Genomic DNA, 13,374 nt, shown 5'->3' on the forward strand with positions numbered 1-13,374 from the left:
CACCGGCGTCTCGCTCGTGCCGACCCGCCTCATCGTCCGCGAGAGCACCGGGCCGGCTCCGCGGAAGCGTCAGGAGGCGGCGGGGGCCGGCCCGGTGCTCTCGCGGACGATGAGGCGGGTCGGCACGAGCGAGACGCCGGTGCGCTCGCCCGACTCGAGCTCGCGCAGGAGGATGTCGACCGAGCGGCGGCCCGTGTCGCCGAAGAACTGGCGCACCGTCGTGAGCGGCGGCCAGAAGCTCGCCGACTCCTGCATGTCGTCGAAGCCCGCGACGCTCACCTCGCCGGGCACGGCGCGTCCGGCCTCGTGCAGGGCGCGCAGCACGCCGAGCGCCATCTGGTCGTTGGCGGCGAAGATCGCGGTGACCTCCGGATCGGCGGCGAGCCGCTTGCCGAGGCGGTAGCCGGAGTCGGTGGACCAGTCGCCGACCAGCACCTCCGGCACCGGGGCGCCGCGCTCGATCAGGGTCGACTCCCACGCCTCGTGGCGGCGCTCGGCGGAGTAGGAGCGGTCCGGGCCGGCGATGTGGTGCACGGTGCGGTGTCCGAGTCCGAGCAGGTGCTCGACGGCCTGGCGGGCGCCCGACATCTGGTCGGTGTCGACCACCGGGTACTTCTCGCCGCCAGCGGAGTCGACGACCACCACGGGCAGGTCCGGCGGGAGGACGATGTCTGCCTCGTCGAGCAGGTGCGCCTCGACGATGATGATGACGCCGTCGACCGCCTCCTCGCTCAGCCGGTGGAACGCGACCGACACCTCGCCCTGGGTGGGGTGGGAGACGGGGATGAGGGTGATCGAGTAGCCCGCGTCGGCGGCCGCGATCGCGATGGCGTCGAGGGTGCGCATGTTGCCGAACGAGGACAGCGTGAACATGATCACGCCGATGCTGTGGAAGCGGCCCGTCCGCAGGGCCCGCGCCGCGCTGTTGGGCCGGTAGCCGAGGGCCCGCATCGCCTCGAGGACCCGCTCGCGCGTCTCGCCGTCGACGTTCTGCTTGCCGTTCGACACCCGCGAGACCGTCTGGCCCGAGACGTTCGCGCGCCGGGCCACGTCGGCCATCGAGACGCCGCGTCGCGGCCGGGTGGACGGGGACGGGCGGTCGGTCTCGAGTGACATGGGCTTCCCTTTATAGCGCGCCGCCCGTCAGCCGTGGTGCATCGTGCGCCGAACCGTGACGCAGGAACAGTCGCGGGTGGCGACGTGGACATGCTACGGTGACGCCCTGCCATGTTGACGTGAACATGGCGGGCCCGCACTACTCCCCGAACGGAATCCCATGACGACGACGTCTCCCCCCGTCCCGCTGAGCGAGGTCGCCCCTCCGGCGTCCCCCCTCGCGGCCCCGAAGTCGCGGGCGAAGAGCGAGTGGAAGGGCCTGGCGTTCGTCGCCCCCTTCCTCGTCGTCTTCCTCCTGGTCTTCATCGCCCCGGTCGTCTACTCGATCCACCTCAGCCTCTTCCGCGAGCAGCTGGTGGGCGGCAACTCCTTCGTCGGCTTCGCGAACTACACCGCTATCTTCACCGACCCGAACTTCTGGGAGGGCTTCGGCCGCGTCCTGCTGTTCCTCGTCGTGCAGGTCCCCGTGATGCTCGTGCTGGCCCTCGTCGCGGCCCTCGCGATCGACAGCGGCCGCCTCCACGGCACCGGCTTCTTCCGCATCGTGGTCTTCCTCCCCTACGCCGTCCCCGCGGTCGTCGCGGTGCTGATGTGGGGCTTCATCTACGGCGACAACTTCGGCCTGGCCGCGAACGTCAACGACCTGCTCGGCTCCGACGTCGTCCAGCCCTTCTCGCGCGACTGGATCCTCGCCTCGATCGGCAACATCGTCACGTGGGAGTTCGTGGGCTACAACATGCTCATCTTCTACTCCGCGCTGAAGACGATCCCCGGCGAGCTCTACGAGGCGGCCGAGATCGACGGCGCCGGCCCGATGCGCGTCATCCGCTCGATCAAGCTTCCCGCCCTGCGCGGCGCGATCGTCATCGCCACGATCTTCTCGATCATCGGCAGCTTCCAGCTGTTCAACGAGCCGAACATCCTCCGGACGCTGGCGCCGAACATCATCACCACCTACTTCACCCCGAACATGTACGCCTACAACCTGTCCTTCGCCGGTCAGCAGTACAACGCGTCGGCCACGGTCGCCATCGTCATGGGCGTGATCACCGCGGTGATCGCCTACGTCGTGCAGCTCCGCGGCGCGCGGAAGGAGAACTGATGGCCCTCGCGACCGCTCCCCGGACGCCCGCCCGCGCCCCGAAGCGCCCGGCCGCCCGCCGCGGCTCCTCGGTGCAGCCCAAGAAGTCGATCGCCTTCACCCTGCTGATGTCGGTCTTCATCCTCTACAGCCTCGTGCCGCTGGCCTGGCTGGTCATCAACGCGACGAAGACGCAGGCCGGCCTGCTCTCGAGCTTCGGCCTCTGGTTCGACGGCGACTTCGTCTTCTTCCAGAACATCGCCGACACCCTCAGCTACCGCGACGGGATCTTCCTCCGCTGGCTCGGCAACACCCTGCTCTACGTCGTCGTCGGCGCCGGAGGAGCGACGCTCCTGGCCACGCTCGCCGGCTACGGCCTCGCGAAGTTCCGCTTCACGGGCCGCAAGGCGGTCTTCGCCGTGGTGCTCGGAGCGATCGCGGTCCCCGGCACGGCCCTCGCCGTCCCGACCTTCCTCATGTTCAGCCAGCTCGGCCTGACCAACACCCCGTGGGCGATCATCATCCCCTCGCTGATCAGCCCGTTCGGCCTGTACCTGGTGTGGGTCTACGCGGTGGAGTCGGTGCCCACCGAGCTGCTCGAAGCGGCGCGGATGGACGGGGCGGGCGAGTTCCGCACCTTCTTCACCATCTCCATCCGCCTCCTCGCCCCCGGCATCGTGACCGTGCTGCTGTTCTCGGTCGTCGCGACCTGGAACAACTACTTCCTCCCGCTGATCATGCTGAGCGACCCCACCTGGTACCCGCTCACCGTCGGCCTCAACCAGTGGAACGCGCAGGCCACCGGCGTCAGCGCGCAGCCGATCTACAACCTCGTGATCACGGGCTCGCTCCTCACGATCATCCCCATCGTCGTCGCCTTCCTCGGACTCCAGCGCTTCTGGCAGTCCGGTCTGAGCGCCGGCAGCGTCAAGGGCTGAGCCCTCCCCCTACCCATCCCCCGGCCGGAGCGTCCTGCCCCGTCCACAGCACCCGCAGCACGAAGAAGTGAAGGGAAACACCACCATGAAGATCGCCCGTTCCGCCCTCAGGCGGACCCTGACGGTCGCGGCCGTCGCGGCCCTGGCCGCCGGCTCCCTCGCGGCCTGCTCGTCCACCTCCGGTGGCGGCACGACCACGAGCGCCGGCTCCGCCGCCGACCTCGACTCCGCCCTCGAGGCCGGTGGCAAGATCACGTACTGGAGCTGGACCCCCAGCGCCGAGGCGCAGGTCGCCGCGTTCGAGAAGGCCTACCCCAAGGTCGACGTCGAGCTCGTCAACGCCGGCACCAACAAGGACGAGTACACCAAGCTCGAGAACGCGATCAAGGCCGGCTCGGGCGCCCCCGACGTCGTCCAGATCGAGTACTACGCCATGCCGCAGTTCGCGCTGTCGGACTCGCTCCTCGACCTGTCGCAGTACGGCATGGGCGACCTCGAGGACAAGTACTCCGCCTCCACCTGGGGCAGCGTCAACATCGACGGCAAGCTCGTCGGACTCCCGCAGGACTCGGGCCCCATGGCGCTGTTCTACAACAAGACCGTCTTCGACCAGTACGGCATCGCCGTCCCCGCCACCTGGGACGAGTACGTCGCCGCGGCCGAGAAGCTGCACACCGCCGACCCGTCGAAGTACATCACCGCCGACACCGGCGACGCCGGCTTCGCGACCAGCATGATCTGGCAGGCGGGCGGCGAGCCGTTCACCACCGACGGCACGGACGTGAAGATCGACCTCGCCGACGAGGGCACCGCCAAGTGGACCGGCGTCTGGAACCAGCTCGTCGAGAAGAAGCTGCTCTCGGACACCCCCGCCTGGGGCGACGAGTGGTACAAGGGCCTCGCCGACGGCTCCATCGCCTCGCTGGTGACCGGCGCCTGGATGCCCGGCGTGCTGGAGTCCAGCGTCCCCGACGCCTCCGGCGACTGGGCCGTCGCGCCGATCCCGACCTACGACGGCACCGCCGTCAGCGCCGAGAACGGCGGTGGCGGCCAGTCCGTCACCAAGCAGAGCGAGAACCCGGCGCTGGCCGCCGCGTTCCTGCGCTGGCTGAACAGCGACCAGGCCTCGGTCGACGTCTTCCTGCAGAGCGGCGGATTCCCGTCGACCACGGCCGACCTCGACAGCTCGGACTTCACCGGTCAGGAGTCGGAGTACTTCGGCGGCCAGAAGATCAACGAGGTGCTGACCCAGGCCTCGAAGGACGTCCGCTCCGGCTGGTCGTACCTGCCCTACCAGGTGTACGCGAACAGCGTCTTCGGCGACACCGTCGGCCAGGCGTACGCCAACGGCACCAGCCTCGACCAGGGCCTCGCCGACTGGCAGAGCAAGCTCGTCCAGTACGGCAACGCGCAGGGCTTCACCGTCTCGGAGTAGCACCACTGCTCGACGCGGGGCCGGCCGGATCGCTCCGGTCGGCCCCGCGTCGTTCTCACGCTCGGACACACCGGGCACCGATCCTGAGGGGGATCCAGATGACCACCGCTCCCGAGAGCCGCTTCGCCATCGGCACCGCCGACTTCGAGCTCGACGGCCGCCCGCACCGCATCCTGTCGGGGGCGCTGCACTACTTCCGCATCCACCCGGACCTCTGGGCCGATCGGATCCGCAAGGCCCGCCTGATGGGCCTGAACACCATCGAGACCTACGTCGCCTGGAACGCGCACGAGCCGCGCCGCGGCGAGTGGCGCGAGGACGCCGGGCTCGACCTGGGCCGCTTCCTCGACCTGATCGCCGCCGAGGGCATGCACGCGATCGTGCGCCCCGGCCCCTACATCTGCGCGGAGTGGGACAACGGCGCCCTCCCGGCCTGGCTCTTCCGCGACCCCGAGGTGGGCGTGCGCCGCTCGGAGCCGAACTACCTCGCCGCGGTCAGCGACTACCTGCGCCGCGTGTACTCGATCGTGGCCCCGCGCCAGATCGACGCCGGCGGGCCCGTGGTCCTCGTGCAGATCGAGAACGAGTACGGCGCGTACGGCTCCGACAAGGAGTACCTGGCCGAGCTCGTGCGGGTGACCCGCGACTCCGGCATCACAGTGCCGCTGACCACCATCGACCAGCCCACTCCGCAGATGCTCGCCGACGGCAGCCTGCCGGGCCTGCACCTCACCGGCTCGTTCGGCTCGCGGACCACGGAGCGCCTCGCGACGCTGCGCGAGTTCCAGCCCACCGGGCCGCTGATGTGCATGGAGTTCTGGTGCGGCTGGTTCGACGACTGGGGCACCCAGCACCACACGACGGACGCCGACGCCTCCGCGCAGGAGCTCGACACCCTGCTCGCGGCCGGCGGCTCGGTCAACATCTACATGTTCCACGGCGGCACCAACTTCGGCCTGACCAGCGGCGCGAACGACAAGGGCCGCTACGCCGCGATCACGACGAGCTACGACTACGACGCCCCGCTCGACGAGGGCGGCGACCCGACCGCGAAGTTCTGGGCGTTCCGCGACGTCATCGCGCGCTACGCGCCGGTGCCGGAGGAGGTGCCCGCGGTGCGCCCGCCGGCCCCCGCCCTGACCGCTCCGCTCGTCCCCGGCCCGGCGCTGCTCGGCCTCGGCCAGGCGTTCGGACCGGCCGCGCACCTCGACGCGATGGCCAGCTTCGACGACCTCGGCCACGACGACGGCTTCGTGCTCTTCACGACGACGCTCGACGGCTCCTCCGCTCCGGCCCGCCTCGTGGTGGGCGAGGAGGTGCGCGACCGCGCCTGGGTGCTGCTGGACGGCGTGCCGGTGGGCGTGCTGGCGCGCGACCACCACGAGCGGGCGCTGACTCTGCCGAGCGGACGCGGCGAGCTCGCGATCCTGGTCGAGAACCAGGGCCGGGTGAACTACGGCACGCGCATCGGCGAGCACAAGGGCCTGATCGGAGGCGTGACGCTCGACGGCGCCCCGCTGACCGGCTGGGCGGCGCGTGCCCTCGCGCTGGAGTGCCTCCCCGACCTGGCCGTCGCGGCGCCGGCGTTCTCGGCCGGACCGCAGCTCGCCTCCGGCTCGTTCGACCTCGACGAGCAGGCCGACCTGTACGTGGACACGCTGCACTGGGGCAAGGGACTGGTCTGGGTGAACGGCTTCCTCCTCGGGCGCTACTGGCGCCGCGGACCGCAGCGGACGCTGATCGTCCCCTCGCCGGTCACCCACGCCGGCCGCAACCGCGTCGTGGTGCTGGAGCTGGAGGGCATCGCCGAGCCGGAGATCCGCCTGCTCGCGGGAGCCGAGCTCGGGCACACGGAGATCTGAGCGGCGGAGCGGAGGCGGGAGCGGCCGTTGGAGGCATGGGTTCGGGGTTCCCGGCTCCGTTGTGCGAGTGGGGCCGGGCCGACTCCGGTCCGCACGCGCTGCCGGACCGCCTCCGGTCTGCGGGTGCCACCGGGCCGCCTCCGTCCTGCGGGCGGCGCCGGGCCGCCTCTGGGACGCGGGGCTCTGCTAGCCTCAGGCGCCCCGGTGCGGCGCCGGCGGGCGAAGGGGGAGACATGATGTCCAAGACACTGCTGCGCACGACTCTGATCGGAGGCGCGCTGCTGCTCGTCCTCTCGGGCTGCGCGGGGACCGCGACGAGCGGATCGACGCTCCGCCCGTTCACTCCGACGCTCCCCTCGTCGTCGGCCGCCCCGTCCGCCACCGCGACGGCCACCGCCCCGACCGCCGACACCGCTCAGAAGACCGGCGAGCAGGTGGCCGCCGTGCTGACCGGCGTGCAGTTCGTGCCCGGCGAGTACGCGAGCATCCAGGAGATGCTCGACTCGATCTACCCCGGCCTCACCGCGACCGACGCGAGCTGCCTCTCGCCGTTCGGCCTGGGCTGGGACACCGCGCAGCCCGCCGCCGGACTCTCGTACGGCACCAGCGCCGACCGCTCCATGACCGCCGTCGTGTCGAGCACCGGCACCGCCGACGCGGCCGCCTCGCTCCTCGCGAGCGCCACCGACGCGACCACCCGCTGCGCCTCCGGCTCGACGCTCTTCGCCATGCAGGGCGTGCCGGTCGAGACGACCGTCGAGCGCACCGAGCAGACGCTGACCGGCGCCGACGAGACGCTCGGCTGGAAGGTGTCCGGAGCCGTGGGCGGCAAGCCGTTCTCGCTCGTGGGCATCACCGCGCGCGTCGGCGGCGACGCGGTCGCGCTCGTGGGCTGGGACCCGACGACGAACACCTCGTACGTCCCGCGCGCGACGCAGCTCGTCGTCGACGGACTGTAGGGCGCTGGGCGCTGGACGCTCTGGCTCTGAGCTCTGAGCTCTGAATCCTGCGCTCGGCCGTCCTCCCCTCCGCGAGAGTCCAGGAGTTGTCGCACTCGACGCCGAGTGCGACAACTCTTGAACAGTGGGCGCGGGTCGAGCGCCGGGACTCCGAGCTTTCGGCGCTGCATTTCGACGCCCTCTCCTTCGCGACTGTCCGGGAGTTGTCGCACTCGACGCTGAGTGCGACAACTCGTGAACAGTGGGCGGACGATCGGGCCGAGCGCCTGAGCTCAGAAGGCTGGGCGTTGGGCGTTGGGCTTCGGGCTTCGGGCTCGCTCCTCCGCGAGAGTCCAGGAGTTGTCGCACTCGACGCTGAGTGCGACAACTCTTGAACAGTGGGCGCGGGTCGAGCGCCGGGACGGAGCGGGCACCGGGCCCGGGCACCTCCCGAGCTTCGGGCAGCCCGCACACGGCGCTGGAGCGCGCCTCAGGCCAGCCAGGAGAGGGTGCCGCCATGGGCGGCCGCGCTCGCGAGCGGGACGCCGTCGGCGGCGAGCAGGAACGGGGTCGGCTCGGGGGCCGTGCGGTCCCCGCGCGCGGCGACGAGGTGCGGGAGCAGCGCCTCCGCCTCGAGCGTCACCAGGCTCGCGCCGCGATCGGCGACCGTCGCCAGGACGCTCTCGCGCGCGGGCCACGGCAGGTAGACCAGGGTCCCGAGCGAGACGACGACCGTCCGCAGACCCGGCGGCACCGCGTCGAGCAGGGCGGGCAGCTCGGCGGCCGCATCGCCCGCGACGATCGTGGGCGGGTCGTCCTGCAGAGTCTCCACGGCCGAGCGGAGCCGCGCGGTCCGCTCCGGACGGTCGGGCGGGAGCAGCGCGCCCAACCAGGCGACGTCCTCGGGCGAGCGGACGTCGAGCGGCGCCAGGTCGAGCCCCCGGCGCCACGCGACGACCGGCAGCCGCCCCGGTGCCGCGCCTCCGCTCACCGCGCACCGCAGCAGAGGCGCGCCCGACCCGAGCCTCGTCTCGCCGTCGCTCGCCGTGAAGGCGTAGGAGTACCGCTCCGGCGCCAGGCAGAGCCCCGCGGAGGCGCCGATCTCGACGAGCGCCACCGGCTCACCGGGCTCCGTGATCCGCTCCAGCGCCGCGACCAGGGGCGCGCACCGCAGCGCCTCGTTGGTCTGCGTCCTCCGCTCCGCCGCCACCGGCGCCACCCGCGCCCACTCGCTCCGGAGCCACGCGGCGAATCCGGCGCCGTCGACGTCGGGCACGCCGAGCAGCCGCGCGACCGAGAAGAGCAGGGACGGCTGCCGGTGCTGCGCGGGCAGCTCGTCGATCAGGGCGAGGAGGCGCGCATCCTCTGCGACGGCGAGCGCCCACTCGACCTGCCGCTCGGAGGTCTGCGCGAGCTCGACGGCGGCGCGGCGGAAGCGGTCGGCGGAGGAGGGCATGCCTCCATCCTGAGGGAGCGGCGCCACGGTTCCTGCAGGCGGGCGCAGGACCTGCGCGGCGGGCGACAGCCCCGCCTCCGCGGATGTCGGTGGTCGCCGATAGAACGGACTCATGTCCGACACCGCTCCGAGCCCCGCGTCCGCGCCGGTCCGCGAGCGGCGCCTGCTCGACATCCGGCGGATCTACGCCGAGCCGGCCGCGCTCGAGTTGCCCCGCGGGCAGGAGGTCGTGGCGCGGTGGCCGGGCGCCGAGATCGTGCCCGTCGAGTCGCACTGGCTGATCCCGGAGGTGCACGGCGACGAGGCGAACGTCGCGCGCTGGGTGCGCATCAAGACGGAGGCGCTCGTGCTCGGGGTGAAGAAGTCGCTCGTCACGCGCCCGAACGGCCGCTCGGCCGACTTCATCGCCCCCTCCACCGCCAACGGCTGCGCCATGGCGTGCGTCTACTGCTACGTGCCGCGGAGGAAGGGCTACAGCAACCCGATCACGCTGTTCACGAACATCGAGCAGATCCAGCGCCACCTGGCCCGGCACATCGCCAAGCAGGGCCCCAAGGCCGAGGCGAACCAGTGCGACCCGGAGGCCTGGGTCTACGACATCGGCGAGAACAGCGACTGCTCCGTCGACGCGCTGCTGAGCGAGAACGTCCGCGACCTCTGCGAGCTGTTCCGGATGTCGCCCACCGCCAAGGCGTCCTTCGCGACCAAGTACGTCAACCGCGAGCTCCTCGAGTGGGACCCGCTCGGGCGCACGCGCATCCGGTTCTCGCTGATGCCCGCCGAGACGGCGAAGGTCACCGACATCCGCACCTCGCCGATGGCCGAGCGGATCGCGGCGATCAACGACTTCGTCGACGCCGGCTACGAGGTGCACGTCAACTTCTCGCCCGTGATCCTCACCGAGACCTGGCAGCAGGACTGGACCGAGCTCTTCGACCAGCTCGACGCCGCCCTCCACTCGCGGGCGAAGGCGCAGCTCGCGGCCGAGGTGATCCTCCTCACCCACAACGGGGGCCTGCACGAGGTGAACCTCGGCTGGCACCCGAAGGCGGAGTCGCTGCTCTGGCAGCCGGGACGCCAGGAGCAGAAGGTCTCCGAGAACGGCGCCGTCAACATCCGCTACCGACGCGACCTCAAGCGCGCGGCCCTCGACCGCTTCCGCGCCCTCCTCGCCGAGCGCCTCCCCTACTGCCGCGTCCGCTACGCCTTCTGAGCGCCTGCGCCCCCGCCGGAGCGGCTGCGTGACGACTCGCGGAGGAGCGCACCCTCCCGCGCACGCCGAGACACCGCCGCGGAGACGGCGTCTCGACGGAGCCGCACGCCCTGTCCAGTGAGCGCACCGTCACGCCTCCTCCCGCTCCACACGCCCCGCCGAGACACCGCCGGCCCGCCCGACACACCGCCGTCGAGACGGCGTCTCGCGCACGAGCGCGCCGTCTCGACGCAGCCGCACCGCCCACCGGCGGCACCCCGCAACTGAGCCCCGGAGTCGCCCGGCTGGGGGGCCGCCCGGCGGCCGGGGCCACTGCTTCGCATTCCGGATAGCGGCACGTGCGCTCCGAACGAGGGGCGTACTTTCGGAGAACAGCCGGAGGGACGGCCCGACCGCCCGACTCCACGGGCCTGCAGAGCAGGCGTCAGCGGGGATCGACGGCTCGGCGCGACGGCATCCGGGCTCGACATCCCGGAGCCCGGCACCCCCGGATCGACACTCCGGACACTCGACTCGGCGGCACAGCACACCCCGGGTCCTGCTCCCCACGAACACCCCCACCATCTCGCACTCCCCCTCCCGGCGGCACTCGCCGGGGCACCCCACCGTCGCGGCCTGCACCCGCGACACAGCACAGAACGGCGGCACGCACCATGGGCGCTCTCCTCTACGGCACTCCCCCCACCTCGCACGAGATCGACGACCGCGCGCTCGCGCACCTCCAGATCGTCATGATCAACAAGTTCCGTCGCGACGAGGCGTTCGCCTTCCAGCTCGACGCCTCGAGCGCGCACGGCACCGGACGCCAGACACTGTGGCTGCACCCGACCATCCCCCTCCAGTTCTCGTTCCACGGAAGCCGCATGCCGGCGATCAACGCCACCTGGGTGCGCGCACTGATGGAGGAGGCCAACAGCGGCCGGGGCCTGCGGATCGTCACCGAGCCGGCGCAGCAGCCCGAGTCCTCCGGGCTCACGCACGCTGCCTGAGCGCGCCGTGTCCAGGCGCGACGACGACGAGCCGATGGAGGTCACCGACTTCGTCGAACTCGCCGGTGCAGTGCACGACGACGCAGGCTTCGAGTGCTCCTCCACTGTCGACGGCGTGACGGGCGCGCTCTGCGTGCTGCCCGACTCCCTGGTGCTGCGGAGCGCCGGCACCGGAGACTCGACCCGCGTCGGCACCCGCGACATCCGCTCCTGGCGGGCCACTCCGGCCGGCGCCACCTTCTCGCTCGCCGTGGAAGCCGGAGCGCGGCACACCGTGGTGCTGCTCACGCAGTTCCAGGCGGCGACCGTCCAGGCCATGACCCGCGCCGCCGGACCCGCGACTGGTTTATCCGCTTAACGAATTCCCCGTTCGGGGCACGCGGTGAGGAGCGCTCCTCGTGCGACCCTGATCGGGATGAACGAGAAGGACGAGGTCATGCGCTCCGACATCGGCGGGCGTGACATCGAGCAGGCGCGGGCCCTCTTCGAGCAGTCGTACAACGGGCACCGCTTCGTCGTCGAGCCCGGCGAGGACTTCTCGTACCGCTACACCTCCGTCGGCGACGGCGACGTGACGCTCCGCGGCAGCCAGTTCGCCGGCTCCGTGCAGGGCTCGATCCAGACCGAGGGCGAGTACGTCGTCTCGTGGCTGACCGCCGGCGCGGGCGTCACCGATCTCGACGGCGACGCGGTGACCCTCGGATTCGGGCAGCCGGCGATCTTCGTCAACGACCGCCCCAGCCGGTTCGAGTTCCACGACTACCGCCAGAACCTCATCCACTTCGACGGCGCGTACCTCGAGGGCATCGCGGAGGAGGTCGAGGGCACCCGCGGCCCCCTCCTCTTCGACACCACCTCACGGCCCGAGGGCGCGGCGCTGCGGCGCTGGTCGGCGACCGTCGCGACGGTCGCCCGGGTGATCTACGACGCCGACAGCTCGCCGCTGCTGCGCCGCGAGGCCGACCGCGCGGTCGCCGTCGCCCTGCTCGAGACCTTCCCGCACTCGACGCTGGACACCCCCGGCGACCTCGGAGTACCCCGCTCGGGGCGCCTCCGCCAGGCGATCGAGTACATGTACGAGCACGCCCACGAGCCGCTCCGGACCGAGCAGATCGCCGACGCGGCGGGCATCGGCCTGCGGACGCTGCAGACCGAGTTCCGGCGCGAGTTCGGCTTCACCGCGGTCGACTACCTGCGGCGGATCCGGCTGGACGGCGTGCAGAAGGAGCTGCGGGCGGGCGAGTCCGGAGTCGTCAGCGTCAGCGAGGTCGCACGGCGCTGGGGCTTCGCGCACCTCGGCCGGTTCTCGGCCTCGTACGCCCACCGCTTCGGCGAGCGCCCCAGCACCACGCTCGACACCTGAGGCGTCAGAGGTAGTCGGTCCCGCCGTCGTCCTCGCTGTCGTCGCCCTCGCCGCGCGGCTGCACGGTCGGCCGCGCGGGCTGGAGCCGTCGGGTCTTCTCGCGCATCGACTCCACCGCCTCCGGGTCGTCGAGGTCGACGCCGCGGTCGAGCGCCGGGCTGGTGAAGAGCTGGCTGGCCGGTCCGACCAGGAGACGGGTCTCGCCTCGCAGCCCCTCGTCCGAGAGCGACGGCACCACGACCAGGTCCGACTTCCCCACGTTCGCCAGCGCCTGCGCGTACTCGACGACCGCCGAGCACACCTCGTCGCCCAGCAGCACGAATCCGCTCGCGTAGTACAGCTTCTGCATCTCGCCCTCCCCTGGATCCCGGACCGCCCCTCCGGTCGGCCCGTCCCCCGACGCTAGGACGGCGCCGACCGGGCGCCCCACCCCTTGACGGGGGTGGCGCGGAGGGGTCAGAGTCCGCGCGGAGGGGTCAGAGTCCGCGCGGAACGGGCAGTCGCAGCGCGGTCGCGAGCGCCTCGACGACGCGGGTCGCGCGCACGTCGCCGACCCCCTCCATCCGGTTGGTGAGGAACGCGAAGCCGACTCCCGCGTCCGGGTCGGCGAAGGCGACCTGTCCGCCCGCGCCGTCGTGCCCGAAGCCGCTCGGCGTGAGGCGGCCTACCAGGCGGTCGCGGAGGCGGGGCTCTCGATCCCCGGCGACATCGCCGTGGTGTCGTTCGACGACGACGAGCTGGCCGCCTACCTCCGCCCCGGGCTGACGACCGTGGCGCTGCCGCACGAGGAGATGGGCCGCCGGGCGGTCGAGCTGCTGCTGAGCGGCGCTCCGGGAGAGCGGGTGCTGGTGCCGATGCCGCTGGTGGAGCGGGCGTCGACGCGGCGGGTCTGACGGGCGGGGCCTGGGGCGTGTGGAGCGGGAGGAGGCGTGACGGTGCGCTCACTGGACAGGGCGTGCGGCTCCGTCGAGACGCCGTCTCCG

At 72.0% G+C, this 13,374-nt stretch carries 14 protein-coding genes; 10 read left to right on the forward strand and 4 right to left on the reverse strand.

Translation table 11 applies throughout. The features are described from left to right. Positions 1 to 69: 69 nt before the first annotated feature. Complete coding sequence (locus tag C5C99_RS16170) at positions 70 to 1,116, reverse strand: LacI family DNA-binding transcriptional regulator (protein ID WP_146076621.1); 1,047 nt, start codon at positions 1,114 to 1,116, stop codon at positions 70 to 72. Between the two features lie 160 nt (positions 1,117 to 1,276). On the opposite strand from C5C99_RS16170, the gene C5C99_RS16175 reads away from it, so the two are divergent. From C5C99_RS16175 to C5C99_RS16195, 5 genes are all read left to right on the forward strand, one after another. Next, a complete protein-coding gene (locus C5C99_RS16175; protein ID WP_104340405.1) occupies positions 1,277 to 2,218 on the forward strand; it encodes a carbohydrate ABC transporter permease in 942 nt (313 codons plus the stop codon). 107 nt (positions 2,219 to 2,325) lie between these two features. Beyond that, complete coding sequence (locus C5C99_RS16180; protein WP_258062773.1) at positions 2,326 to 3,135, forward strand: carbohydrate ABC transporter permease; 810 nt, start codon at positions 2,326 to 2,328, stop codon at positions 3,133 to 3,135. An 85-nt stretch (positions 3,136 to 3,220) separates the two neighbouring features. Continuing rightward, positions 3,221 to 4,570: a sugar ABC transporter substrate-binding protein gene (locus C5C99_RS16185; RefSeq protein WP_104223423.1), complete on the forward strand. Its 1,350-nt coding sequence runs from the start codon at positions 3,221 to 3,223 to the stop codon at positions 4,568 to 4,570. A gap of 98 nt (positions 4,571 to 4,668) precedes the next feature. Continuing rightward, on the forward strand, positions 4,669 to 6,432 hold the full coding sequence (locus C5C99_RS16190) for a beta-galactosidase family protein (protein ID WP_104226354.1): 1,764 nt from the start codon (positions 4,669 to 4,671) through the stop codon (positions 6,430 to 6,432). A gap of 233 nt (positions 6,433 to 6,665) precedes the next feature. Next, a complete protein-coding gene (locus C5C99_RS16195; protein WP_104340406.1) occupies positions 6,666 to 7,391 on the forward strand; it encodes a hypothetical protein in 726 nt (241 codons plus the stop codon). Positions 7,392 to 7,860: 469 nt separating this feature from the next. Here C5C99_RS16195 and C5C99_RS16200 read toward each other — a convergent pair whose 3' ends face one another. After that, positions 7,861 to 8,826, reverse strand: a complete 966-nt coding sequence (locus tag C5C99_RS16200; protein ID WP_181074636.1) for a DUF2332 family protein — start codon at positions 8,824 to 8,826, stop codon at positions 7,861 to 7,863. Between the two features lie 112 nt (positions 8,827 to 8,938). Here C5C99_RS16200 and C5C99_RS16205 point away from each other — a divergent pair, with 112 nt between their 5' ends. From C5C99_RS16205 to C5C99_RS16220, 4 genes are all read left to right on the forward strand, one after another. Continuing rightward, positions 8,939 to 10,039, forward strand: coding sequence for a spore photoproduct lyase family protein (locus tag C5C99_RS16205; protein WP_104340408.1), 1,101 nt, complete (start codon positions 8,939 to 8,941; stop codon positions 10,037 to 10,039). Between the two features lie 653 nt (positions 10,040 to 10,692). After that, a complete protein-coding gene (locus C5C99_RS16210; RefSeq protein WP_104223411.1) occupies positions 10,693 to 11,028 on the forward strand; it encodes an ATP-dependent DNA ligase in 336 nt (111 codons plus the stop codon). 7 nt (positions 11,029 to 11,035) lie between these two features. Beyond that, complete coding sequence (locus C5C99_RS16215; protein ID WP_104223412.1) at positions 11,036 to 11,386, forward strand: hypothetical protein; 351 nt, start codon at positions 11,036 to 11,038, stop codon at positions 11,384 to 11,386. Between the two features lie 57 nt (positions 11,387 to 11,443). Then, on the forward strand, positions 11,444 to 12,391 hold the full coding sequence (locus tag C5C99_RS16220) for an AraC family transcriptional regulator (protein ID WP_104297620.1): 948 nt from the start codon (positions 11,444 to 11,446) through the stop codon (positions 12,389 to 12,391). A gap of 4 nt (positions 12,392 to 12,395) precedes the next feature. Here the strand turns inward: C5C99_RS16220 and C5C99_RS16225 are convergent, their stop codons facing one another. Next, positions 12,396 to 12,740, reverse strand: a complete 345-nt coding sequence (locus C5C99_RS16225) for a hypothetical protein (RefSeq protein WP_104223414.1) — start codon at positions 12,738 to 12,740, stop codon at positions 12,396 to 12,398. 127 nt (positions 12,741 to 12,867) lie between these two features. Further along, positions 12,868 to 13,176, reverse strand: a complete 309-nt coding sequence (locus C5C99_RS17695) for a serine hydrolase (RefSeq protein WP_146078844.1) — start codon at positions 13,174 to 13,176, stop codon at positions 12,868 to 12,870. On the opposite strand from C5C99_RS17695, the gene C5C99_RS17700 reads away from it, so the two are divergent. Next, positions 13,162 to 13,284, forward strand: a complete 123-nt coding sequence (locus C5C99_RS17700) for a hypothetical protein (RefSeq protein ID WP_374953288.1) — start codon at positions 13,162 to 13,164, stop codon at positions 13,282 to 13,284. The two genes, C5C99_RS17695 and C5C99_RS17700, sit on opposite strands and share 15 nt — an antisense overlap. Positions 13,285 to 13,374: the final 90 nt, after the last annotated feature.

Origin of the sequence: Rathayibacter sp. AY1C4 (assembly GCF_002932195.1) — a bacterium.
Classification (GTDB): domain Bacteria; phylum Actinomycetota; class Actinomycetes; order Actinomycetales; family Microbacteriaceae; genus Rathayibacter.